The organism is Streptomyces sp. 4N509B (assembly GCF_052245655.1).
GTDB lineage: Bacteria > Actinomycetota > Actinomycetes > Streptomycetales > Streptomycetaceae > Streptomyces.
The window spans coordinates 1-25,548 of record NZ_JBQQBZ010000033.1 but is presented as its reverse complement, the minus strand read 5'-3'; the positions used below and the strand labels follow the sequence as shown (position 1 = coordinate 25,548).

Genomic DNA, 25,548 nt, shown 5'->3' with positions numbered 1-25,548 from the left:
AACGACAGACCGTGACGCGTGAACGACCGCGTCACATCAGGGCGATCACGCCCGCACAGGGAGGCGGAATGACTGAGACGACGAGCGGCCCGGCACGTGGTTCCCGCGCCAAGGGCGGCAAGGGGAGCAAGGGTCTGCGGATCGAGCGCATCCACACGACGCCCGGCGTGCACCCGTACGACGAGGTGGTCTGGGAGCGCCGTGACGTCGTCATGACCAACTGGCGCGACGGCTCGGTCAACTTCGAGCAGCGCGGCGTCGAGTTCCCCGACTTCTGGTCGGTGAACGCGGTCAACATCGTCACGAGCAAGTACTTCCGCGGTGCCGTCGGCACCCCCCAGCGGGAGCACAGCCTCAGGCAGCTCATCGACCGCGTCGTGAAGACCTACCGCGCCGCCGGTGAGCGCCACGGGTACTTCGCCTCGCCCGAGGACGCCGAGATCTTCGAGCACGAGCTGGCCCACGCCCTGCTCCACCAGATCTTCAGCTTCAACTCGCCGGTGTGGTTCAACGTCGGCACCCAGCAGCCCCAGCAGGTCAGCGCCTGCTTCATCCTCTCGGTCGACGACTCGATGGAGTCGATCCTCGACTGGTACAAGGAGGAGGGGATGATCTTCAAGGGCGGCTCCGGCGCCGGTCTGAACCTCTCGCGCATCCGGTCCTCCAAGGAGCTGCTCTCCTCCGGGGGGAACGCCTCGGGGCCCGTCTCCTTCATGCGCGGCGCCGACGCCTCCGCCGGCACGATCAAGTCGGGCGGCGCCACCCGCCGCGCGGCGAAGATGGTCGTGCTCGACGTGGACCACCCGGACGTCGAGGCGTTCATCGAGACGAAGGTCAAGGAGGAGGAGAAGATCCGCGCCCTGCGGGACGCGGGCTTCGACATGGACCTCGGCGGCGACGACATCACGTCCGTCCAGTACCAGAACGCCAACAACTCGGTCCGTGTCACGGACACCTTCATGAGGGCCGTGGAGTCGGGCTCCTCCTTCGGGCTGCGGGCACGCCTCACCGGAGAGACCATCGAGGAGATCGACGCCCGGTCGCTGTTCCGCAAGATGGCGGAGGCCGCCCACGCCTGCGCCGACCCCGGCATCCAGTACGACGACACCATCAACCGCTGGCACACCTCGCCCGAGAGCGGCCGGATCACCGCCTCCAACCCCTGCAGCGAGTACATGCACCTGGACAACTCCTCGTGCAACCTCGCCTCCCTGAACCTGATGAAGTTCCTGAGGGACGACGACGAGGGCCACCAGTCCTTCGACGTCGAGCGGTTCACCCGGGTCGTCGAGCTCGTGATCACGGCGATGGACATCTCCATCTGCTTCGCCGACTTCCCCACCCGGAAGATCGGCGAGACCACGCGGGCCTTCCGGCAGCTCGGCATCGGGTACGCCAACCTCGGCGCCCTGCTGATGGCCACCGGGCACGCGTACGACTCCGACGGCGGGCGCGCCCTGGCCGGCGCCATCACCTCGCTGATGACCGGCACCTCCTACCGGCGCTCCGCCGAGCTCGCCGCCGTCGTCGGCCCGTTCGACGGGTACGCGCGGAACGCCGACGCCCACAACCGCGTGATGCGTCAGCACGCCGAGGCCAACGACGCCGCCCGGCGCATGGACGACCTCGACACCCCGGTCTGGGCGGCGGCGACGGAGGCGTGGCAGGACGTGCTCCGCCTCGGCAGGAAGAACGGTTTCCGCAACGCGCAGGCCTCGGTGCTCGCGCCGACCGGCACCATCGGCCTGATGATGGACTGCGACACCACGGGTATCGAGCCCGACCTGGCGCTGGTGAAGTTCAAGAAGCTGGTCGGCGGCGGCTCGATGCAGATCGTGAACAACACGGTCCCCAAGGCGCTGAAGCGGCTCGGGTACCAGGCCGAGCAGATCGAGGCGATCGTCGCCCACATCGCCGAACACGGCAACGTGGTGAACGCTCCCGGCCTCAGGCAGGAGCACTACGAGGTCTTCGACTGCGCCATGGGTGAGCGCTCGATCGCCCCGATGGGCCACGTGCGGATGATGGCGGCCACGCAGCCGTTCCTGAGCGGCGCGATCTCCAAGACCGTCAACATGCCGAGCACGAGCACCGTCGACGACGTGGCGGAGATCTACCTCCAGGGCTGGAAGCTCGGTCTGAAGGCGCTCGCGGTCTACGTGGAGAACAGCAAGGTGGGCCAGCCGCTGTCCGCCAAGAAGAAGGACGAGAAGGCCGCGAAGGCCACCGGCTCCGCCGCCGTGGACGGGGCCGAGGCCTCCTCGGCGAAGCCGGCGGAGAAGGTCGTGGAGTACCGGCCGGTCCGCAGGCGGCTGCCGAAGGGTCGGCCCGGCATCACCACCTCGTTCGCCGTGGGCGGCGCCGAGGGGTACATGACGGCCAACTCCTACCCGGACGACGGCCTCGGCGAGGTCTTCCTGAAGATGTCCAAGCAGGGGTCCACCCTTGCCGGGATGATGGACGCCTTCTCCATCGCCGTCTCCGTCGGCCTCCAGTACGGCGTGCCGCTGGAGACGTACGTCTCGAAGTTCACGAACATGCGCTTCGAGCCGGCCGGCATCACCGACGACCCCGACGTGCGGATGGCCCAGTCCATCGTGGACTACATCTTCCGTCGCCTGGCGCTGGACTTCCTGCCGTTCGAGACGCGGTCGGCACTCGGCATCCACACCGCCGCCGAACGGCAGCGCCACCTGGAGACCGGTACGTACGAGCCCGCCCAGGGCGAGGCGGACGCCGGGGAGCTTCCCCCGGCCGCCTCCCCGGCGGCGGAGCACACCCCGGCCGACGGTGGTGGCGCGTCCGGGGAGTCCGGGCAGTCCACCGTCGCCACCGAGGCGGCCCGGGAGCGACCGGCCCCCACGGAGGCGCACAGCTCCACGGAGCTGCTGGAGATGCGCCTCGGGCTCAACGCGGACGCGCCGCTGTGCCTGTCCTGCGGCACGAAGATGCGTCCCGCCGGCAGCTGCTACGTGTGCGAGGGCTGCGGCTCCACCAGCGGCTGCAGCTGACGGCCGGCCGCCGCCCGCTCACACGCGGCACCGCGTGCGAGCGGGCGGCGGCACCGCACCGGTCTCCCGGGCACCGAGGAGGAACACCCAAGGAGCAGGAAGGAGACCACCGTGAACCGCACGATCCTCGTGACGGGCGGCACCGGAACCCTCGGCCAGCACGTGGTGTGGCGGCTGTTGGAGGACGAACACGAGGTCCGGGTCCTCAGCCGCCACGACCGACCACCCAGCGACCGCACCCCCACCCGGTGGACCCGCGGCGATCTCCGGTCCGGGAAGGGCCTCGACGCGGCGCTGCGGGGCGTCGACGCGGTCGTGCACTGCGCCACCACCCGTGGTCGCGCGGACCTCGCCGCCACCCGGCATCTCCTGGCGGCGGCCCGGCGCGCCGGCGGCGCCCACACCTCCCCCGGCGGCGGCCCTCACCTGGTGTACGTCTCGATCGTGGGCGTCGACCGCGTCCCGGCCCTGTCGTACTACCGCACGAAGCTGGCCTGTGAGCGGCTGGTCGAGGAGTCCGGCATGCCGTGGACGACGCTGCGGGCCACGCAGTTCCACGAGTTCCTGGCGGCCGCGGTGCGCGCGCAGCGCAGGCTGCCCGTGACGGTGACGCTGGGCGGCGGGGTCCGCTTCCAGCCCGTCGCGGCGCGCGAGGTCGGTGAGCGCCTCGCCGCGTTGGCGGTGGACGAACCCGCCGGCCACGTGGCCGACATGGGGGGTCCCGAGGTCCGCACGGCCGAGGAGCTGACGAGGGTGGCGCTGCGGATCGACGGCCGGCGGCGCCCGGTGCTGCCGGTGAGGCCGCCGGGACGGGTCGTCCGGGCGCTGCGCGAGGGGGCGCTGCTGACGCCGGAACACGCCGAGGGCGTCGTCACCTTCGAGGAGTACCTGGATCGGGGTGCCCCGGCGGGCGGGTGATCGTCGGATCGTCCGTTCCGCGCGTTCACGCCCCCCGTTGGCCGTACGATGGCGCGGTGCTGGTCAAGTGGATGCGGTGCTCCGTGGTGGACCGAGTGGGTTTCGAACGCGGGCAGCGGAAGTGGGCGGGGCTGCTGGGCGAGCCCGGATTCCGGGCGCAGGGCGGCGGCTGGAGCCGCGCCCAGCCGGGGGTGGCCCACCTCTTCGGCTTCTGGGAGAGCCGGGCGTTCTACGACTCCTTCATGGCACGGTCGCACGACCGCCTCGCCGCCTCCCAGGCCGGCACGTACCAGGACATGCGGGTACGGCTCTTCGAGTACCGCTTCGACGTCAAGATGGGCTTCGAGCCGCACTTCGCGGACTCCGACCTGCTCCGCGTGGCGCACTACCGCGTGCACCGCGAGCGCGCCGAGCACTTCGCGTTGATGCAGGAGAAGGTCTGGAACCCGGCGATGGCCGGTTCGCCGGGGATGCTGCGCGGCGTCTTCGCCGAGGCGGAGCCGGAGTGTGAGTTCCTGGTCCTGTCGATGTGGAACTCGGCGGCCGAGCGCGCCAAGTACCGCACGGAGCGGGTGGAACGGCTCGCGCTGCGCGCGCAGACCGGTGCCGACGTCGCGGCGATCAACGGCGACGTCATCGACATGGAGACGTCCTGGACGGTCTGACCCGCCACGGCGGAGGACGTGAACGGGGCGACCGAACCAACGCGTAGGGTGGGCGGTGCCATGCCCTACGAGCCTCCCACCCACAGCGTCGAACGATCGATCCGCGCGAAAACCGGCGCCCGCCTGGTCGCCGGGATCGACGAGGTCGGGCGCGGCGCCTGGGCCGGCCCGGTCACCGTCTGCGCCGCCATCACGGGTCTGCGCAGGCCACCGGACGGCCTGACCGACTCCAAGCTGTTGACGCCGGCGCGCCGCGAGGCCCTCGCCGAGGTGCTCGGCACCTGGGTCACGGCGCACGCCCTCGGCCACGCCTCCCCCCGAGAGATCGACACGCTCGGGATGACGGCCGCGCTGCGGCTCGCCGCGACCCGGGCGTTGGGAGGGCTGCCGGAGCGCCCCGACGCGGTCATCCTCGACGGCAAGCACGACTACCTCGGCGGCCCGTGGCGGGTGCGGACCGTGATCAAGGGGGACCAGCGGTGCGTCGCCGTGGCCGCGGCCTCCGTGCTGGCCAAGGTGCGGCGCGACGCCATGCTCGCGTCATTGGCCACCGAGCATCCCGAGTACGGTTTCGACACCAACGCCGGCTATCCCTCGCCGGTGCACCGGGCGGCCCTCGCCGAGTGGGGGCCGACGCCGCACCACCGCATGACCTGGGCCTTCCTGGAGGCGCTGCCGCGCTGGCGCCATCTCAGGCTGCCCCCGCCCCGCCTCGCCCCAGCCGACCGCGGTGAGGCCGACCGTGTCGAGGAGGACGCGGTTCAGCTCGGCATCTTCTGAGGCGCCCCGATTCGTATGACAAGCGGCGGGGCCTGTGGATGACGCACGTCGCCGAGGGGCCTCGAAGCCGCACGCTCGTGGCATGACTCGACACAGCGACATCGACCGAGAACTCACCGTCGCCGACCACCACGTGATCCTGCGCGGCCCCGCCGACCTGGCCGACGCCCTGCCGTACCTCCTGGGATACCGCCCGGAGGACTCCGTCGTCCTCCTCGGACTGCACGGTCCACGGGGGCGGCTCGGCGGGCGCATCCGCACCGGCATCCCCGAGGACCCGGGCAGCTGGCCGGCCGTCGCGGAGCAGCTCGCCTCCTGCCTGGTCGAGGGCGGCCAGGCGCGCGGCGGCCGTCCCGACGGGGCCGTGGTCTACCTCTGCCGGCAGCCCGCTGACGAGGACGGGGCCAGGCGGACGATGGAGCGGCTGCGTCCCCTCGCCCAGCTGCTGCGGACCGCCTGTGGGGCGCGGGAGGTGCCCGTGTTCGAGGCGTTGTACGTCTCGGACACCCGGTACTGGTCGTACTGCTGTCCCTCGGGGGAGTGCTGTTCGGAGGAGGGCGGCGAGCTGCCGGAGGCGGGCACCTCGCCGATGGCCGCGGCGGCCGCGTACGCCGGACTTCGCCCACCGGGCTCGATCCGGGACCTGGAGCGGCGGCTGGCAGCGGTGACGGGCCCGGCGGCGGCCCGGCAGGCGGAGGCGTTCGACGTCGCCGCCGCCGAGCTGACGCCCCGTCTGCTCGGGCCGGCCGAGCAGCGCACGGCGGTGCGGGAGGACACCGTCTCGCTCGCCGAGCGGCTGATGGAGGGACTGCGTCGGTCGCCGGTCCCCCCACGGGAGGAGGAGACAGCCGTCGACGCCGGCGACGACGCCCTGGTCAGCTGCGAGGACGCGGCGCGCCTCGTGCTGGGGCTGCAGGACCGGCAGGCCCGCGACCGGGCGGCGGAGTGGATGGAGGGAGACGAGGCGCCGTCGGCGCTGCGCCTGTGGCGGGCGCTGTCCCGCCGCTGCGTCGGCGCCTACGCCGGGCACGCGGCGGCCCCTCTCACCCTGGCCGGCTGGGTGGCCTGGTCGGTGGGAGACGAGCCGGCGGCGCGTGTCGCGCTGAGCCGTGCCCTGGCGGCCGATCCGGAGTACGTCTTCGGCAGGCTGCTCTACCAGGCGCTCAACGAGGGGATCAGCCCTGAGCCGTTGCGGCGCAGCATGCGGCAGCAGCGAGCCGCACGCGGGCTGTGACCGCGTGACTCTGACCCAGGGTGGTCGGGACCCTATGATCACGGCATGCCCTACGACCCGTCGGACTATCCGCCGTTCGCCGTCACCGTGGACCTGGTCGTGCTCACCGTCCGGCGGCATGCCCTGTGCGCGCTCATCGTGCGCCGTGGCGAGGAGCCCCACCGCGGGGAGTGGGCCCTGCCGGGGGGCTTCGTGCGGGCCGAGGAGGACCTGACGGCGGCCGCGGTGCGGGAGTTGGCCGAGGAGACGGGGCTGCGGGTGCAGGAGGGCACCGGCCACGGCCTGTCGGGTGTCCATCTCGAGCAGCTCGCGAGCTACGGCGACCCGCACCGGGACCCGCGCATGCGGGTGGTGAGCGTCGCCCACCTGGTGCTCGCGCCGGACCTGCCGTCGCCGATTCCGGGGGGCGACGCGGGCGGCGCGGAGTGGATGCCCGTGGACCGTCTGCTGGGCGACGCGGCCACGCCGTCAGGGCGTCTCGCCTTCGACCACGGCACGATCCTGGCGGACGGCGTGGAGCGGGCCCGTTCCAAGATCGAGTACTCGTCTCTGGCGGCGGCGTTCTGCCCGGCGGAGTTCACGGTGGGGGAGCTGCGCCGCGTCTACGAGGCGGTCTGGGGCGTGGCTCTCGATCCTCGGAACTTCCACCGCAAGGTCACGGGGACCCCGGGGTTCCTGGTCCCGGTGGGCGGCACGACCACGCGTCAGGGCGGGCGCCCGGCGCAGCTGTTCCGGGCGGGCGGGGCCACGGTCCTCAACCCCCCGATGCTGCGGCCGGAGGTCTGACCGCGCGTCACCCACGGCGCCTCGCTAGAAAATCCGACATGTCCCGTTATCGTGCGAGCGTGTCATGGCAGTGGGGCACCTGCGGGTGACGAGCGGGAGGCGCGATGATCCAGGCCGTCGGCCTGACCAGCACACCCCGGCGCGGCCGGCCACCGGCCGTCGACGACCTCACCTTCGAGGCGTGCGCGGGTGAGGTGACCGTGCTGCTCGGCCCGGCCGACTCCGGAGCGTCGGAGGTTCCGCGGCTGATGCTCCAGCTCTCCCCGGGCCGCGGGGTCGCCCTCTTCCGAGGGCGACCGTTGTCGCGGGTGCCCCACCCCCCGCGCGAGATCGGCGTTCTCCTGGGGGACGTGCCGGGCCACCCGCGGCGCACGGTCCGTGGGCAGCTGCGCCTGCTCGCCGCGCTCGCCGGCGTTCCCGACCGCCGTGTCGAGGAGGCGCTGGAGGCGGTCGGCATGAGCGGCCTGGCGCGCACGCGCCTGGCGGCCCTCTCGCGCGGCATGGAGCGCAGGCTCGGTCTCGCCGTCGCGCTCCTCGGCGATCCCCACACCCTCCTGCTCGACGATCCCGCACGCGGCCTCGCCCCCCGCGAGCGGGCCTGGCTGGCCGGCCTGCTGCGCACTCACGCCGACCAGGGCGGGACCGTCCTCCTCACCTCGGACGACTCCCGGGAGGCGGCGCTCCTGGCCGACCGCGTCGTCAGTCTCGACGGCGGTCGACTGCTGGCGGACCAGCGGGGCGAGGACTTCGCCCGCACCCGGCTCCGCCCGCGGGTCGTGGTCCGCACCCCGCACGCCGACCGCCTCGCCGCGGCCCTCACCGGCGCCCTCGAGCCCGGGCTGCCAGCGGGCGCCGGAGCGAGGCCGGAGGTGGTCAGGGAGTCGGGCACCGTGCTCACGGTGTACGGCAGCGAGGCCCCCGTCGTCGGCGAACTCGCGCACCGCCACCGCGTCCTCGTGCACCACCTCGCCGAGACGCGGGGGCGGACGGGGGACCGCTGGTCCGTCGGCCCGCTGCGCCGGGCCGACGGCAGGGAGGCGGAGCGCCTGCCCGGTGCCGGCTCCCCGCCCGCCCCGGCCCTCGGGCGTGCCCCCAAGGGCACGGTGGACTCCACGGCGGGCGATGGAACGGAAGGGAAGCCGGTGCGCGGCGCCGGCAGCGCGAGGCCCGGCGCCGGGCGGACGCGGTCCAGGGGCGGATCGTGCGGCGGTGGAGGCGCCGCCCTGCCGCCCCGGCTGCCGGCCGCCACCGCGGCCCGTCCGCTCTGGCTGCTCTGGCCGCTCCGCTACGAGCTGCGTCGATGGCTCGGCCTGGCGCCCGTCTGGTGGCTCGCGGCGGCCACGCTGCTGGTCGGGCTCGCGGCGGCGGGCGTAATGGCCGCCCCGGACGCGCGGCCACCCGTGCGGACCCTGGCCGGCTGGCCCGACCCGTGGCCGCTGCCGGTCGCGGCCCTGGCAGCCGGGGCGACGGGGGCGGTCTCCTTCGACCGGGAGCGCCGCCACCCCGTGCTCGCCGCCGCGTGCCGCCCCGCCTCCCGCCGGCTGTCCCTGCTCGGTGCCGGGCTCGTGGTCGGCACGGCCGTCGCGCTGGTGCTGTGCGGCGCCACCCTCGGCCTCAACGTCACCGCCCTCACGCTGCTCCTCGCCGCCGAGGGCGCCGACGGCGCCGAGGGGGTGGGGGCGCTCGGCGCCGTCGCGTGGGCGTCCGCCCTGCTCGACCCCGCCGTGCCGGCCGTCGGCTGCGCCTGGACCGGGGTGCTGGCGGCGCACCTGTGCCGGTCGTCCCTGGCGGGTCTGGCCGCCGTCGCCGCCCTGCCGCCGCTCCTCGCGTCGCCGCCGTGGCAGACGCTGGCGGCCTCGGCGCCGCGCCCCCTCGGCGAGCTGGCCGACCGGCTCGCGTCGATGACGGGCGTGCCGTTCCTGTCGTGGGCCGACCCCTGGGTGCTCGCCCCGGCGCACCTCGCCCCCCAGCCCGTCGGCTGGGCGCTCGCCCTCGCTCTCGCCGCCGTGCTGGGCGGGTACGCGTACGTCGCCCTGCGGGGTGGCACACGATGAACGGTGAACATCCGTTTTCTTCTGGTTAGCCGTCAATTATGAGGGAGGCGCCGATCACCCTTTCGTGTGCTTTTCACCAAAGACCTCAAGGTGTCCACGGGCACCGCCGACAAAGGAGGCGTGACTACCCTTGCGCACTCCATGATCGCCACCGCTCGCTCCACGGAGACCGGCTCGTCCGGTCCGGGCGAGTTCGACCGCTACTCCTACGCGGAGTCCTCCGGCGCCGCCCGGACCACCAACGCCCCCGCATGGGAGGGGCCCGACCCGGAGATGGGCCGCGTCGGCCGCCGCGCCGCGGGCAGCCGCGGCCGCGGCCTGCACGGGCAGCTCGTGCAACAGCTCGGCCAGATGATCGTCTCCGGCGACCTCGGTGCCGACCGTCCGCTCGTCCCCGAGGAGATCGGACAGCGCTTCGAGGTCTCCCGCACCGTGGTGCGCGAGTCGCTGCGCGTCCTCGAGGCGAAGGGGCTCGTGAGCGCCCGGCCCAACGTGGGCACCCGGGTGCGCCCCGTCGGCGACTGGAACCTCCTGGATCCCGACATCATCGAGTGGCGCGCCTTCGGCCCACAGCGCGAGGACCAGCGCCGCGAGCTGTGCGAACTGCGCCTCACGATCGAACCGTTCGCCGCCCGGCTCGCCGCCGGCGACAGCCGAGAGGAGATCCGACAGCGCCTCGGCGACATGGTCGACATCATGACCCACGCGCTCGGACAGTCGGACGCCCTGACCTTCTCCCGCGCCGACGCCGAGTTCCACGCCCTGCTGCTTCAGGCGGCGGGCAACCGCATGCTCGAACACCTCTCGGGCATCGTCGCCTCGGCGCTGCAGGTGTCGGGCGGGGCCCTCTCGGGCTGCGAGCAGCCCACGGAGGCGTCGATCGCGCTGCACCAGCGCATCGTCGACGCGATGACCGCCGGCGAGCCCGCCGCGGCCGAGACCGCGATGCGGCAGCTGCTCCAGCCATCGGAGCAGGCCACCGGCTCGGGTGGCGCCGCCGCCACCGGCGGAGCGGACCACGTGGTCCCCGCCCCCCGCGAGCACTGACGCGACCGTCATCACGCACGTCGTCACGTCAGGTAACAGCGCGTCGCCGGAGCCGGACGGCAGGGCTCCGGCGACGCATGCGCTCCGGCCCGCTACAGTCGAGCGTGCGATGTGACTCGGGACACGCGAAAGCTGCGTAACGCTTCGGGGAGCAGCGCGATGATTCAAGAGGTGGCCGTGGTAGCCGGGCAAGCCGTCCGGCGCCGCACCACCGACGCCGCTGGCCCACCCACGCCGGCGGTCACGGTCCGCTTCCATCGGGCGGATCCCAAGCCGTTCCCAGAGTTCCGAGAGGTTGTTCGTGTCGGCCAGCACTTCCCGTACTCTCCCTGCGGAGATCGCCGAGTCCAATTCTGTGATGGCGCTCATCGAACGGGGAAAGGCTGAGGGGCAGATCGCCGGCGATGATGTCCGCCGGGCCTTCGAGGCTGACCAGATCCCGTCAACCCAGTGGAAGAACGTTCTGCGCAGCCTCAACCAGATCCTCGACGAGGAGGGCGTGACGCTTATGGTGAGTGCCGCCGAGGCGCCCAAGCGCACCCGGAAGAGTGTCGCCGCGAAGTCGACGGCCAAGCGCACCGCGACCAAGACGGTCGCCGCCAAGGCCGCCTCCACCAGGAAGACCACGACCAGCCAGGACACGGCGGTCGCGGACGCCGAGAGCGCCGAGGAGGCGGGCGGCGCCCCGGGCAGGACCGCGGCGAAGAAGGCCACGGCCAAGAAGGCCGCGAAGAAGGCGCCGGCGAAGAAGGCCGCCGCCAAGAAGGCCACCCCGGCGAAGAAGGCGGCTGCCAAGAAGTCCGAGAAGGCCCCCGAGTCGGCGAAGAAGGAGCTCTCCGACGAGCTCCTGGAGGCCGAGGACGCGCCCGAGCGCGCCGCCGGGGCAGAGCCCACTCCCGAGGGTCCGGACGCCAAGCACGAGAACGAGGGCTTCGTCCTGTCCGACGAGGACGAGGACGACGCCCCCGCCCAGCAGGTGGCGGCCGCCGGAGCGACCGCGGACCCGGTCAAGGACTACCTCAAGCAGATCGGCAAGGTCCCGCTGCTCAACGCCGAGCAGGAGGTCGAGCTCGCCAAACGCATCGAGGCCGGCCTGTTCGCCGAGGACAAGCTCGCCAGCTCGGACAAGATCGCTCCCAAGCTCCGCCGCGAGCTGGAGATCATCTCCGAGGACGGCCGCCGCGCGAAGAACCACCTCCTGGAGGCGAACCTCCGGCTCGTGGTCTCCCTCGCCAAGCGGTACACCGGGCGCGGCATGCTCTTCCTGGACCTGATCCAGGAGGGCAACCTGGGCCTGATCCGCGCGGTCGAGAAGTTCGACTACACCAAGGGATACAAGTTCTCGACGTACGCGACGTGGTGGATCCGCCAGGCGATCACCCGCGCCATGGCCGACCAGGCCCGCACCATCCGCATCCCGGTGCACATGGTCGAGGTCATCAACAAGCTGGCCCGTGTGCAGCGTCAGATGCTCCAGGACCTGGGCCGTGAGCCCACCCCGGAGGAGCTGGCCAAGGAGCTCGACATGACCCCCGAGAAGGTGGTCGAGGTCCAGAAGTACGGCCGCGAGCCGATCTCCCTGCACACCCCGCTCGGCGAGGACGGTGACAGCGAGTTCGGCGACCTCATCGAGGACTCCGAGGCCGTGGTTCCGGCCGACGCGGTCAGCTTCACCCTCCTCCAGGAGCAGCTGCACTCGGTGCTGGACACGCTCAGCGAGCGCGAGGCGGGCGTGGTGTCGATGCGGTTCGGTCTGACCGACGGGCAGCCGAAGACCCTCGACGAGATCGGCAAGGTCTACGGCGTCACCCGGGAGCGCATCCGGCAGATCGAGTCGAAGACCATGTCGAAGCTCCGCCACCCCTCCCGTTCCCAGGTGCTCCGCGACTACCTGGACTGAGGCAAACCACTCTAAACGCCCCTGACCTGCGAATTTTCAGGTTCGGGGCGTTTTTCTTCCCTAGCGCAACGCTCTCAGTCCAGATAGTGAAGTACGCTCGGACAGCGTGAACGATTCGGACATGCGTGCGCTTCTGGACTCCTGGCTGCTCCACCTCGCCGCCGAGCGGAAGAGCGCCCAGACCCTGAAGACCTACGGCGACGGCGTGCGCGCCTTCCTCCGCTGGTGCGACCAGAACGACATCCACCCGGATCTCGACCGCCCCACGGTCAACTCCTTCGTCTCCGCCCTCCTCGACGCCGGAGCCGAGCCCGCCACCGCCCGGTCCCGCCAGCTCGCGGTGCGCCGGTACTCCGCGTGGCTGGCGGAGGAGGGGGAGATCGACGCCGACCAGCTCATCAGGCTGAAGCCGCCCAAGCTCGACCACAAGATCACGCCGGAGCTGACCGACGACGAGCTGAAGCTGCTGATCAAGGCGTGCTCCGGCAAGGACCTCCGCGACCGCCGCGACGAGGCCATCGTGCGGTTCATGACCGAGACAGGCGCGCGGGCCGGCGAGGTGGTGGCGATGCGCGTGAACGACATGGACCTCAAGGACGGCGCCGCGATCCTCCACAAGACGAAGAACGCCAGGGCCCGCCGTGTGCCCTTCGGCCCGCAGACCGGCCGCGCGATCGACCGCTACCTGCGCCTCCGCCGTGCCCACCGACTCGCCGACACCGATGCCCTCTGGCTGGGGGACCGCGGGAAGGGCTTCACCTACTACGGGCTGCACAGCGCCCTCGCTTACCGCGCCGAGTTCGCCGGCATCAAGAACTTCCATCCCCACGTCCTGCGCCACACCGCAGCCGCCCGCTGGCTCGCCGCCGGCGGCTCCGAGGGCGGTCTGATGGCGGTGGCAGGATGGACTCGGCGGGACATGTTGGACCGCTACACGCGGGCGTCCTCCGAGCGCCGCGCCGCCGAGGAAGCCCGCCGGCTCGGGTTGGGTGATCTGTGATGAGCGAGGCGGTGCGGATACTCACCGTCTGGTGCAAGGACTGTGAGGACGAGAAGCGCCCCGACCGTCAGCGGCTGGGGGTCGTTGAGCGCACCCCTAAGGGCGCCGTTCGGTGGCGCGTGGAGGCGAAGCGTCTGTCCCGCCTTAACCGGCCCGGCCGCTGGCGTGGCTGGAGGGGAGGCTCCACCCTGGAGCACCCCGCCTACTCGCGGCTGGACCCGCCGGAGCACTTGGTGGCCATCTGCCCCCGCCACGGACGCGGCTACGTGCGCCGGGCGGACGTCGAGGACGCGATCGGACGATCTGATAGCGTATCGTTCAACATATCTGTCGGCGGCCAAGCCGCGTGACCGGAGTCGGCAACCCGGACTAAGCCCAGGAGGGCTGGTTCGTGTCTGCCTTGACTCCCGAGCAGCGCCATCTTCGCGCTTCCATCGCTGCCCACGAGATGTGGGCCAATTGCGGTGACACCACCGCTCGCACCCTCCCAGCCCGCACGGCCTTCCTCGACAAGTTCGAGAAGCAGGCCGACCCGGACGGCACCCTCACCCCTGCGGAGCGCGCACGCCGCGCCGAGCACCTCAGGAAGGCGCACTTCCAGCGGCTCGCCCTGGCGTCCTCCCGCGCCCGCGCTGCCAAGGCAGCACGCCGCGCGCAGCAGTCCCAGCACGGGGGTGCGGTGGCGTGAACAGCGGAAAGGGCCCCGGCCAGGGCCCCATCCAGAGTGCTGCATCGATCGTACGCCGCGACCCCATCGTCGACCAGCCCACGCTGCCCCTCCCCGATGCCGACGCCATGCGCGCATGGCTGAAGCTCCTGTACGGGAGCGTGCCGGGCCTCATCAGCGTGTGGTCCGACGCCGACAAGGCTGGCCGCCGCTTCCCCACCGATGGCCGAGGCATCGAGGCCGCCGTCGCGTACGCCATGGGGCTGGATCAGCGCCGCCCGCAGGGCATCTATGTGCAGGTCACCACGCTGCGGGAACACCCGCCCGAGGGGAGGCGTGGCGGCGAAGACCTCGCTCACGGTCTGACCCACCTGTGGGCCGACGGCGACTTCGGCACCATCGGCCACAAGCCCGGCCCCGACGACCTGCCCGCGCCCCCGAACGCCGACGCCATCATCGAGATCGTCGCCCAGTCCGGCCTCCCCGAGCCGTCCGGATGGGCCCACTCCGGTGGCGGCTACAACCCCGTGTGGATCCTCACCACGCCGCACCTCATCGACGGCGAGGAGGACCGCGCCCGCATCAAGCAGCTCACCACCGGGTGGCAGGTCATCCTCGCCGCCCATGCATACCGCCGCGGCTGGTCGTGGGACGGCGAGGTGGGCAACCTCGACCGGTTGATGAAGCTGCCCGGCACCATCAACCGCAAGGAGGGCATCGAGCGGCTCGCCAGCATCGGACCCGGTGCCGGCACCCGCTACGACCTCGACTATCTCATCGCGGTCGCCGACCGGCTGGCTCCCGCCGCCCGGGAGCTGTTGGAGCAGGCCGCCGAGGAACAGCAGCAGCGCCGCGCAGAGCGCCAAGGCACTCCCGCCGCGTCGACCGCGGCATCCAAGTTCAGCCAGCCCTTCGCTGGCCCCGCGGACCACGACGGCCCCTTCGACGTCCTCCAGGACACCGCGTCCTGGGCGGACATCCTTCAGCCTGCGGGCTGGAGCTACCAGGGTACCCACAGCGACGGCCGCGAGATGTGGCTGCGACCCGCCGGGGCCGCCGGTTCAGCAAGCAGCGAGTACAGCCTGCTCTGTAACGAGCACGTGGCCGTCAACTGGTCTGAGCGGTCCGACTTGCCTGTCGGCCGGCAGGCGCCGGGGAACAAGCTGACGAAGGGTCGGCTGTTCGCCGAGCTCCACTACGGTGGCGATACCAGTGCCGCGGCTGCGGACCTTCTGTGCGCGGCGGCCGGCACGACCATCGACGGGCCCGGCGGACGGCTCCCCCGCCATGTCCTCGACGAGGTGGCTCGCCGCTGCCAGCCTGCGGGAGGCGCGCGCGACCTCGGCACCGGATGCCAGGCCACCACCGTGATCGTCGACCCGGCGCACGCTGCCACCCGCCCGTGGCCCGTGCTGCCGGAGGAAGCCGTCTATGGCTTCCCGGGGGAGATCGTGCGGACGATCGGGCCGGAGACCGAGGCCGACCTGGCGGCGCTGCTGTTCACCCTCTACGCCGCCGCCGGCGCGATGATCGGTCCCCGTCCACACATCTTCGCCGGGGACTGCGAGCAGGGCGCGCGCATCTGGCCGCTGATCATCGGCAAGACCTCCAGCGGGGTGAAGGGCACGTCCTGGTGGGCCATCCGGCGGATCTTCGTCGCCGCAGCCAGGCAGCGTCCGCTTGAGGCCGGCGCTTTCGTCGACCAGAAGATCGTCAACGGCCTCTCCTCCGGAGAAGGGCTGATCAACCTGGTCCGCGACGGCAACGGCATCGCCGACCCGAACAACTCCAAGTTCGACGAGGGGGTCCCGGACAAGCGCCTTCTCGTCGTCGAGTCGGAGTTCGCCTCCGTCCTGGCCCAGGGCAAGCGCGAGGGCAACGTGCTGCTGACCACGCTGCGCCAGGCATGGGACGGAGGGAACCTTCGCACCGAGACCGTGAACCCCAGGAGGGCGACCGGCACGCACATCGCCGTCGTCGGTCACATCACGCCCTCGGAGCTGCGGGTCAAGCTGAGCGAGGTCGAACGCAGTTCCGGCACCGCGAACCGCTTCCTGCCGGTCCTCTCCCGACGTTCCAAGCTCCTGCCCTCGGGCGGGAACCTGCCGGAGGAGACCGTGGAGCGCCTCGCTGAGACCCTGGTGGATCGGATCGTCTCCGCCAGCAAGGTCAACCGCATGTACCGCACGACGGCGGCGGAGGAGCTCTGGGCCAGTGAGTACGCCCGGCTCGCCCGGGACGTGAACGACGGGCAGGTGGCGGAGACGATCGGCCGCGCCCGCCCCCAGGTGATCCGCCTCTCGCTGATCACCGCCTTGCTCGATGGACGCCGCGAGGTCGATGCCGAGCACCTTCTGGCAGCGCTGGCGATGTGGGCGTACGTGGAGGACTCCGCCTGGTACGTGTTCGCCAACGGGTCCGGAAACCCGGACCTCGATCGGCTGAAGGAATTCGTGGACGCGGCCGGGGATGAAGGAGTCCCGCGCACGGCGATCACCAACGAGTGCTTCAACAAGCACCGGAAGAAGGAGCAGATCGACGCCCTCGTGGCCGAGCTGATCAGCCTCGGCGACTACGAAGAGTACGAGATCCCGACCGCCGGTCGGCCCGCCAAGCGGGTGCGGCGGAGGAAGCGGAAGTAGCGGATTAAGCCACTGACCTGCCAAGGCCCGAATCCCTTTCTCCGCACCTGCGGAAAAAGGGATTCGAGGTCCAAGGTCCTGACCAGCGAAAACGACCTTCTGCCGCTTCTTCCGCTTTCTCCGCGCCACCAGAGCCGCTGTTCCAACCCGAAGGGAAAGATCAACCATGGGACGCCATAAGCCGAACCGCTCCCGTCGTCCCCGCCCGGACCGCAGCGCCGCGATGGCCTATGCCGACGCCTACCGCTGCGGGCACTGCCACAGCGAAATCAGCCTCCGCGCTCCCGACCCGGACGGGATCGACCACATCGACGTGGCGCACGACGCCGGCTGCCCGGTGCTGAACGGCACCCTGCCCGATCTCCCCGACTCGATGCGTGCCGCGCACGAGACCGGTGGCACCGTGGTCATCGACAGCAGCACAGGAATGCACTTCACGATCTTCGTCACAGACAATCGATAACATCTCCATTGCTATGCATACGAATGCCTTGCTCTAGTGTGAAAAATGAACGACTTGCCACCTTTCCTGTCTTGGTCAGAACGTCGTTCAAAGCCATTGCATCAGTAGGCAAGCCCTTGTTCTTCGTGCTCGTGTAATCCGCTTCCCTGTCGTCCATTGATCGTAGTTGTCGATGCGCATGTGCCGTCCTTGAGAGCCAGCTCGCGGATATTCCGTAGTGTGTGGTATCGCGTCCAGGCTCACACCAGTGGCCCGCTCGCCATCGGGTTCACGGTCCCTATCTCCTACCTCTCGCCCCGAGGGGTAGGGGGTGGTGGTTGACTTAAAGGATGCGAAGATTTAACGACCTCGACAACGGATAGATACTCCCATGGCTGCCTCGGCACGGCACACCTTCTCATCGGAAAGGTAGGGGGGCGGGGTGCCGACGCGGGAATGAGATGATTAAGGACCCCGCTATGGAAAGATTTCTCTCTCCGAGGTAAATTTCTGGGAGAGATGATCTTGGAGGGGGATTTCCAGATGAGACTCACGTGCACAGAATGCGGGGCGCCGTTCGAGCAGCTCCGGGGGAGGCCCGCGAAACGGTGCCCGCGCCACCGCCGGACACGGTACGGGGCTGAGCATCGCCGGCTGGTCGCGGAGACGCGGGAGACGGCGTACGGCACGCCCTGCGTCCGCTGCGGCGGCATCATGCTGCTCGGCGACCAACTCGACCTCGACCACCACGACGACGGCGAGGGATACAGGGGATGGTCGCACGCCGCGTGCAACCGCTCCGCCGGGGCGGTCAAGGGGAACCGCCTGCGTGCGGCCTATCGGGCGGGGGCGGGCCTGTGGGAGCCCTCCACGACCCGCGCGCGGACTCCTGTGCGCCGTCCGGCAGGGTTGGACTCCTCCCGCTGGACGGACGAGGAGCTGGCAAGCATGCCCCCCATACCGGACAGGCTGATGGGGGCGGAACTGCACGGCGTCCTGGTGTGGTGGGCGGTCGGCAACTGCTGGGGTCACTGCTCGCGAGCGTGGTAGCCGGGCCGGCCGTGCGTCCGCTGCCTCCGCAGGCGAGCGCAGACATGGACACGTCCGTGAGGGAGGACGCGCGTCGCGAGCGCCGACCTCGTCCACTCGCCCAGCGTTTACGCAGATCGGCTTACACCCTGCACCTGCCGCTGAGCTCCAGCGCGATCTCGCGTGGCCGAGCACGAGGCACACGCAGTCGCGCTCAGGCCACTGTCAGTGGCTCTAGGTAGTCTCCTGCGGTGATCCTCTACCAGAACGCAGCCGTCAACCCTCCGCGCTTCGAGGACAAGGAGCTGAGGAAGGCGATCGGCGAAGCCATCGGCCAGGCCGGCTATGACGACCTCCTAGCCGCCTTCCTGTGGGTCCACGAAGGACACCTCGCGCGCTCCATCCGCCAGCAGCTCAGTGAGCACTATGAGACGGTCAAGCGGGAAAGAGATCACGCCGAGAAGCGGGCAGAAGGCTACGGCTGGGCAGACGTACCGTCGACCCTCGCCTACTGCGACATCGCTCAGGAGACCTACGACCACCTCGGCGAGGAACTCTCGCGCGCCGAGCAGATGCTCCAGCAGGCAACCACGGCGTGGCGGGAGATGAGCGAGGACTACGGCCGCATCGAGGAACTGCGCCAGCGCTACGACCGACGCGAGAAGACCGAGCCATCCCCTCTCGAAGCCCTTGCCGAGCTTCCACGCCAGTGCCTCCGGTCCCAGCAACGCGTCAAGGAGATCCTTGCCGAAGACCGCAACCAGACGCACGCCCTCGCGTTGCGCGAGGCCAGGCTGACGGCCTTCCGCCAGTCTCCGGCCAGTGTGAGCCGCAAACGGATCGACGCCATGCATCACACGGAGTTCGAACGCACCGTCGCCGCCCTTGCCCGGCGTGACGGTTTCCGCCTCGTACGGGCCCACGGCGGGACCGGTGACCTGGGCGCCGACGTCATCGCCGTCGCGCCTGACGGCCAGACTCGGGTGGTCATCCAGTGCAAGCACACCCGCAGAGGCGCGACCAAGGTGGGGTCTCCGGCCTTGCAGCAGCTCAACGGCACCGCGCGGCAGGTCCACCAGGCCGATGTCGTCGTCGCAGTGACGAACGGCCGCTTCTCCTGGCCGGCGACGCGCTTCGCCTACGCGCAGAACATCCACACGATCGACTGGATGGACTTAGAGCACTGGGCCACCTGGGGCGTACCGCTCGCCGAAATCCTGGACCTCAAAGCCCTCTCGAACTCAAACAACGCCGATCAAGACTGCTATGGCGGTGGAGGAGCAATGGGCCAGGTCGATCAACAGATCGACGCTCCCGCGACGGCGTGACCGGACCGAGCCGGAACCATCTCAGCCGACGGGAGCGAGGAGAGTCCTGAGCGAGCAAGCGACCTGCGCGATCAGCGAGACGAGGTGGTAGAAGGATCGTCGGGAAGCGGGGCAGCGGGAGGAGGAGAAACAGCGGGAGCATCTTTCTGCCGGAAGCGCCTGGCAGAGACCGGTTGATCCCCGGGAGCTGGCAGGATTTCCAAGAGTCGTTGTCTGCTCACGGTGGTCATGGCAGGGTCATCGTGATCGTTGATCAGTCGAGTGCGAGGGGGAGGCCGTGGAAGCACGGATGTGGGATGCGCTGGTCGGCTCGATGAGGAGCGCCTACACCGCGTCGCTCGCAGAAGGTGTGGTGCCCAGGCCCGTCATCATGCCGTTGGTGCGCGGCGAGCTGGTGGGCCTGATCTGGGCACGCCCGCTCTATGTCGGCGAGGACGCGCTGAAGGGGATCGCCGAACTATCGAATATCGCCTCTGCGGCCGGCGCCGATGAAGCGGTCCTGGCATGGGAAACCCACGATGTCGCCACCGCCTGCCAACTGCCCGTCGTCGGCCCGGCACCCTGCCTGAACCTGGTGCACGCCACCATGCGACGGGCATGTCCTTCATCAGTTCCCCTACAACGAGCAGCTGATCAACCGGAGTCCGGAGGGCCGGTCTTCGGTCGAGCCGCAGTGGGCACAGGCACTGGCACCTCGAACCGACGGTGAGCTTGTCCCTCCCATCCGGGTCGTGTCGACTTCGCCTTCACTCCACTCAGCATCGACGACCCCGACCCACTCGCCGCGACTGCCGCCTACATGGAGTCTCTGGGCTACAGCCTGCGTCTGACCGAGACATTTGCTCGTTGATCAACATGAAGGTCAGATCTGTGGTGGACTGTGGCAGTGAATGAGACTGGATTCACTCAAGGAGGTCGAGCGCAGGGAGTGCATCCACGATTCGTACGGTCTCCACGCTGACCGTCACGATCTTCTTGATGAGATCGATGACGTACCGCGGGTCATCAGACCAGTCATTGGGATCGTTGATGATGCCGCTCGCCTTGTCGGTCTTCACCTGGTAACGATCAACGGCCCATTCGATAGCCGACCGAGGCCCAAGACGATACCGGTGTGCCTCCTCGGGGATGCCCGTGAGGACAACGTTGCTGTTGTAGACGATCAGCGACTGATCACCCTTCGGGCCGAAGCGGGGCTTCTGTACGCGATACAGGTTCTCGACCGAAGCGGAAGATGCATTAGTGACTCTCTCTTCGAGAGGGTACGGGTCGACAGACTCATAGCCGATATGCAAATCCGCCAGCTTGCGGCCGGCCTCTGCGAAGCCGTGGAAATTGTGGACCTTGGGTATGTGCGGGAGAGACTTCTTCAGATCCGCATCGAATTGGTCCCGGTATTGCTGGCTGTGCAGCAGGCCATAAGCATAGTAGAAGATATCGTCCTTCGTCACTTCCTTGCCGTAGGTCTCCTGATAGCTCACGAGGGCGCTGTCGGTGATGTTGTCGATCCGTTCGAAACCGGGCGCCTCTGAGCTTCCGAAGAGATCGTCTGCGGCACCGACCTCGCGGTAGCTGTATCGCGGAAAGAACTGCCCTCCCTTTCCGAATACGTCAAGGCAGGGAATATCATTCATCGCGAGTACCGCGACTTCGCTGTGGGCGTGAAATCCGTTCACATAGAAGCCGAAGTTCGGCAGTTCCGGCCCCGGGAAGATCTTCGGCAGCTGGCCAACGCGATGGTTGAGATCCTTGTCGAAGTAGAGCGCTTGCCTGTTGAAGGGACGGTATGTGCCGGTAACAACATGCTCGCTCTGGTACTCGATGCGTCGGCCTCGCGCCACCTTGGGAATGAGACTTGATGACCAGCTGATCTGTGCTGGGTCGCGGTTGATAAACGATTCTACATGGCTATTTGGTTCGGTGATTCCGTTTGTTTCGCAAAACTCAAGGAAGGCATCCACCTGGCTGTTGTAGAAGTCGATGGTTCGTTCGACATTCGCGACGAGCTTATCTTGCGAGTAGTTGTATACCCAGGCATCCCGATTTGTTCCCAAGCCGAGGGAGTAGGTCTCGAAGACCGTAACCGGTTTGGGTTGCCCCTTCGGTACCTTCATCCCGAGTGGCGTGAAGTTGCTGAAGGCGTCGTTTCGCTTATTTATCCAGTCGCCCTCAGGGCTGGGAGAGATCTGCTGCCATTCGACTGTGTCGAGATCCTGCTCCCCGAGAATGGCCAGCTTTTGCTCACGGCTGAGGTAGTCGCCGATGTCACGATAGAAGAGCTTGCAGTCGGTGGCAGAGCTGGCAGCCCTGTTGCGCTTGACTAGGAGAAGGATTGCGACGGTGCTCCGACTGCCTGAGTCGAAGATCTTGCCGCCTTCCCTTCTCGACTGCTCGCCTACTGTGCGTTGGTTGCCGCGCAGGTTGTAGCAGTAGATTGCATCGAACTCCTCTGCCAAGCTCAGACGCAGGCCAACCGCAGTGTTGCTGTCGATGTAGCCGCCGTTTGATACGAAGCAGATGATGCCCTCGTCGCTAATTCGGTCCGAGGCCCATCGAATGGCCTTCACGTATGAGTCGTAAAGCGTCCGCTTAGAAGACGCGCTAGACAGCTTCGCGTACGTCGTTTCGATGCGTCGGTCAAGCGTGGGATAGGACTGGTTTTGGTTGTCGTCATTCTGGCTCGTCTGTCCGGCTGAATACGGCGGGTTTCCGATGATGACGCGGATATCCTGGGCCTGTTGCCGTTGCACGCGCTCGCTGTTGTCGCCGAACATTACGATTTCCAGCTGCTCGTTGTCTTCGGCAAGCTGGAACGTATCCGTGAGCACGATGCCGTCGAATGGTGTGTAGTCGCCGCCCTGATATTGCTGGTGAAAAGCGGCCTCGATGTTGACAGCAGCAATGTAGTACGCGAGAAGCACGATTTCGTTGGCGTGCAGCTCGCTCGTGTACTTGCGCAGTAGGTCTTCCGGTTTGATTAAACCAGATTGGAGCAGGCGCACGATGAATGTGCCCGTTCCAGTGAATGGGTCGATGATGTGGACGCCTTCGTCCGACAGGGAGCCGTCGAAGTATTTGCTCAGGGCTTGGTTGGTTGAACGAAGGATGAAGTCTACGACCTGAATCGGGGTATAGACGATGCCAAAAGCGTCAGCAGTCTTGGGAAGGGCGGTCTTGAAGAATTTCTCGTAAAGCTCGGTGATGACCTTCTGACGGCCCTCGTGGTTGTCGATGCCCTCGGCGCGGGTGCGGACGGAGGCGTAGAAGGACTCCAGGGTCTCGGCCTCCTTGCCGATGGCCTGGTCCTCCAGGGTGTCGAGCATCCGTTGCATGGCCTGGGAGACCGGGTTGCGGGTGGAGAACTCGTAGCCGGCGAAGAGGGCGTCGAAGACCGGCTTGGTGATGAGGTGCTGGGCCAGCATGTCGATGGCGCTGGTCTCATCGATGCCGGGGTTGATGTTGGCCCGAAGCTCCTTGAGGAACTGCTCGAAGGCTGCGCGCTTGGCGGGGTCGGTCAGGGCGGCCTTGATGCGGGCGACGTGGCGGTCGGCGATGACGGCGACGTCCTTCGCCCAGTCCTCCCAGTAGTGGCGCTCGCCGACCTTGGTGACGATCCTGGTGTAGATCGCGTCGCGCCACTCCTCGATGGGCCACTGGATCGGGAGCTGGCTATCCGGCTTGTCGCCGCCGCTGCCGTCGCCGATGACCTCGTCGCCGGGACCGACGTGGCCGACGAGGATGTTGTCCGGGCGCTTCTGGTTGAGGTCGATCTGGTTGACAGTCGCGTTGAAGCGGTCGTCGTGGGCGCGGAGGGCCTGAAGGACTTGCCAGACGACCTTGAAGCGCTTGTTGTTGGCGAGGGCTGTCTCCGGGGGCATGCCGGCGGGGATGCCGACGGGCAGGATGATGTATCCGTAGTCCTTGCCGTCAGCCTTCCGCATGACTCGACCGACCGACTGGACGACGTCGACGACGGAGTTGCGCGGGTGGAGGAACAGGACGGCGTCGAGATCCGGGACGTCTACGCCTTCGGAGAGGCAGCGGGCGTTGGACAGGATCCGGCAGGTGTTCTCGCCCGGGTCCTCCTTGAGCCAGTTCAGGCGCTTGTTGCGTTCCAGGGAGTTGAAGCTTCCATCGACGTGCTGGACTTCGCAGCGCAGGAAGTCCTCGTCAGTCCGGTCGTACTGCTGGACGACCTCGGCGAAGCGGTCGGTGATCAGCTTGGAGTCGGCGATGTTGCGGGCGAACGCGACGGCGCGGCGCATGGGTGGCTCGCCGTGCGTGAAGCCACTGCCGTCCAGGGCGTGTCCGCTGCGTTTGGCGAGGCCGTTCCAGCAGCCCACGATCTTGGCCGCGTCGTCGAGGGTGAGTTCGTTGTTCTCGTCGGCGAACTGTGCTTGCAGAGAGGTCGCGACGTACTGCTCATCAACGGAGAGGATGAGGACCTTGTAGTCGGTGAGCAGACCATGCTCGACGGCCTTGCCGAAGCCGAGGCGGTGGAACTCCGGGCCGTAGAGCGTTTCGTCGTCCATGGAGCACAAGACGGCGTCGTTCTGCTTGGCGGTGCTCTTGGTGTTGTCGTCGAACAGCCGCGGGGTGGCGGTCATGTACAGGCGGCGCTTCGCTCTGATGACGTCGTTGTCGTGCACCTTGACGAACTGCGACTCGTCTTTGCCGGCCAGGGTCACGCCGGTCGTGCGATGGGCCTCATCGCAGAAGATGATGTCGAAGTCCGGCTGCCCCTTCCTCTGTGCCTCGGCAACCGTGGTGATCGACTGATAGGTGGAGAAGATCACGGTCAGGCCGCGCATGGTCTCGACCCGCGTCATCTGCTGGAGCAGCCGATCGGGGTCGGTCGTGGCCGGGAGAGCCAGATCATGGGTGTTCATGTCCTGGCTGTCGCTGTCCCGCCCCTGCTTGCTGACCTTGGTGTCCGAACAGACCGCGAAGCTGTGCAACACGGTCTGGCACTCGGCGGTCCACTCGCGCAGGCTCTGGGAGAGCAGCGAGATGGACGGGACGAGGAAGAGGACGCGCGTCGTTTCGCCCTCACCCTTCTCCGCTGCCAGGCGCTCGGCCACCTTCAACGAGGTGAACGTCTTGCCGGTGCCGCACGCCATGATCAGCTTGCCACGGTCGTGATCCGCGAAGCCGGAGAAGACCGCGTCGACCGCTTCCGTCTGGTGGGGTCGTAGCGACTTCTTGTGCCCAAGGCGCAGCTCGATCTTCTCGCCGGGCTTGGGCCAGACGATGTCCCAGTCGACGGGACTGGCGGCGATGTCGGCCAGCCCTATGCGGGTGACGGGTATCTGCTGTCCAGCCAGGGCCTCCTCGGCGTGGGAGCCCCACTTCTCCGTCGTGGAGATGATCAGTCGGCGACTGAAGAAACCCTTGCCCGACGCGGTGAAGAAGGAGTCGATATCACCCTTCTGAACTGTGTGGTCAGGTTCGTAGAACTTGCACTGTATGGCGCAGTAGCCGCCCGTCTCGATGTCCCGCGCGACCAGGTCGATGCCGACGTCACGCTTGTCCTCACTCGCGAGGGGCGAGTCAGCCCACATCCACACGTTGCTGAACTGCGAGGACCACTGCGGATCCGTGCGCAGGTACTGAACCATGAGCTCCTCGAAGCGAGTCCCCCGCTCACGGTTCGTCTCCGAGCTGTCACGGAACAACCTGAGGATGTCGTGCACCGTCGTGGCCACTCCGCTGCCCCTCCCAGCCAGTGCGCAAGAACCGCGCACCCAAACGATCGCACTTGACGCTCTTTCGGAAGACTAACGCACCGAGTTCCAGCGGCACTTCAGCGTGTTTGTTCAGACTGGTTGGCCACGGTCTGACCTGATTCTCCATCAGTGTCCGGATGAGGCTTTGGCCGACGGTCGATCGAGGGCACCCCCCTTGCCATGCTGCGTCACTGAGCCTTTTCCAACCTGTCTGAGGCCGTGGGGCGTTGAGGTGGGGGCTGGGTGCGGGAAGGGGTGAAGCTCCTGGTAGATGGGTTGTCGACCAAGATCAACCTGTCCGCCCGGAGCTTCACATGCT

The 25,548-nt window shown here is 68.7% G+C and carries 17 protein-coding genes; 16 read left to right on the top strand and 1 reads right to left on the bottom strand.

The window, feature by feature from the left end; all coding sequences use genetic code 11:
• Positions 1-68: 68 nt before the first annotated feature.
• The 16 genes from ACTWP5_RS25060 to ACTWP5_RS24985 all read left to right on the top strand — a co-directional run bounded on the left by ACTWP5_RS25060 (position 69) and on the right by ACTWP5_RS24985 (position 20,212).
• Entirely contained in the window at positions 69-3,011 is a 2,943-nt protein-coding gene (locus ACTWP5_RS25060; RefSeq protein WP_443223373.1) for a vitamin B12-dependent ribonucleotide reductase, read from the top strand.
• Between the two features lie 111 nt (positions 3,012-3,122).
• The gene (locus ACTWP5_RS25055; RefSeq protein WP_443223372.1) at positions 3,123-3,929 is read left to right on the top strand and encodes an SDR family oxidoreductase; all 807 of its coding nucleotides are present in this window, start codon (positions 3,123-3,125) and stop codon (positions 3,927-3,929) included.
• A 56-nt stretch (positions 3,930-3,985) separates the two neighbouring features.
• Complete coding sequence (locus tag ACTWP5_RS25050; protein ID WP_443223371.1) at positions 3,986-4,594, top strand: YdbC family protein; 609 nt, start codon at positions 3,986-3,988, stop codon at positions 4,592-4,594.
• Positions 4,595-4,654: 60 nt separating this feature from the next.
• Positions 4,655-5,374, top strand: coding sequence for a ribonuclease HII (locus ACTWP5_RS25045; RefSeq protein ID WP_443223370.1), 720 nt, complete (start codon positions 4,655-4,657; stop codon positions 5,372-5,374).
• Positions 5,375-5,456: 82 nt separating this feature from the next.
• The gene (locus tag ACTWP5_RS25040; RefSeq protein ID WP_443223369.1) at positions 5,457-6,608 is read left to right on the top strand and encodes a DUF4192 domain-containing protein; all 1,152 of its coding nucleotides are present in this window, start codon (positions 5,457-5,459) and stop codon (positions 6,606-6,608) included.
• A gap of 45 nt (positions 6,609-6,653) precedes the next feature.
• A complete protein-coding gene (locus ACTWP5_RS25035) occupies positions 6,654-7,394 on the top strand; it encodes an NUDIX hydrolase (protein WP_443223368.1) in 741 nt (246 codons plus the stop codon).
• Between the two features lie 104 nt (positions 7,395-7,498).
• Positions 7,499-9,448 carry an ATP-binding cassette domain-containing protein gene (locus ACTWP5_RS25030; RefSeq protein ID WP_443223367.1) on the top strand — a complete coding sequence of 650 codons (1,950 nt, stop codon included), beginning with the start codon at positions 7,499-7,501 and terminating at the stop codon, positions 9,446-9,448.
• A gap of 66 nt (positions 9,449-9,514) precedes the next feature.
• Entirely contained in the window at positions 9,515-10,495 is a 981-nt protein-coding gene (locus ACTWP5_RS25025; protein ID WP_443223366.1) for a FadR/GntR family transcriptional regulator, read from the top strand.
• A gap of 301 nt (positions 10,496-10,796) precedes the next feature.
• Positions 10,797-12,395 carry an RNA polymerase sigma factor gene (locus ACTWP5_RS25020; protein ID WP_443223365.1) on the top strand — a complete coding sequence of 533 codons (1,599 nt, stop codon included), beginning with the start codon at positions 10,797-10,799 and terminating at the stop codon, positions 12,393-12,395.
• Between the two features lie 121 nt (positions 12,396-12,516).
• Positions 12,517-13,395 (top strand): tyrosine-type recombinase/integrase, encoded by an 879-nt coding sequence (locus tag ACTWP5_RS25015; RefSeq protein ID WP_443223364.1) that lies wholly within the window; start codon positions 12,517-12,519, stop codon positions 13,393-13,395.
• Between the two features lie 448 nt (positions 13,396-13,843).
• The gene (locus tag ACTWP5_RS25010) at positions 13,844-14,083 is read left to right on the top strand and encodes a hypothetical protein (RefSeq protein WP_443223363.1); all 240 of its coding nucleotides are present in this window, start codon (positions 13,844-13,846) and stop codon (positions 14,081-14,083) included.
• Entirely contained in the window at positions 14,080-16,704 is a 2,625-nt protein-coding gene (locus ACTWP5_RS25005) for a DUF3987 domain-containing protein (protein WP_443223362.1), read from the top strand. The genes ACTWP5_RS25010 and ACTWP5_RS25005 overlap by 4 nt, the downstream gene beginning before the upstream one ends.
• A 166-nt stretch (positions 16,705-16,870) precedes the next feature.
• Positions 16,871-17,167: a hypothetical protein gene (locus ACTWP5_RS25000; RefSeq protein ID WP_443223361.1), complete on the top strand. Its 297-nt coding sequence runs from the start codon at positions 16,871-16,873 to the stop codon at positions 17,165-17,167.
• A 693-nt stretch (positions 17,168-17,860) separates the two neighbouring features.
• Positions 17,861-18,196 carry a hypothetical protein gene (locus ACTWP5_RS24995; protein WP_443223360.1) on the top strand — a complete coding sequence of 112 codons (336 nt, stop codon included), beginning with the start codon at positions 17,861-17,863 and terminating at the stop codon, positions 18,194-18,196.
• 230 nt (positions 18,197-18,426) lie between these two features.
• Positions 18,427-19,503, top strand: a complete 1,077-nt coding sequence (locus ACTWP5_RS24990) for a restriction endonuclease (protein WP_443223359.1) — start codon at positions 18,427-18,429, stop codon at positions 19,501-19,503.
• Positions 19,504-19,780: 277 nt separating this feature from the next.
• Entirely contained in the window at positions 19,781-20,212 is a 432-nt protein-coding gene (locus ACTWP5_RS24985) for a hypothetical protein (RefSeq protein ID WP_443223358.1), read from the top strand.
• A 193-nt stretch (positions 20,213-20,405) separates the two neighbouring features.
• On the opposite strand, the gene ACTWP5_RS24980 is transcribed toward ACTWP5_RS24985, so the two are convergent.
• Positions 20,406-25,208 carry a DEAD/DEAH box helicase gene (locus tag ACTWP5_RS24980; RefSeq protein WP_443223357.1) on the bottom strand — a complete coding sequence of 1,601 codons (4,803 nt, stop codon included), beginning with the start codon at positions 25,206-25,208 and terminating at the stop codon, positions 20,406-20,408.
• Positions 25,209-25,548 lie beyond the last annotated feature (340 nt).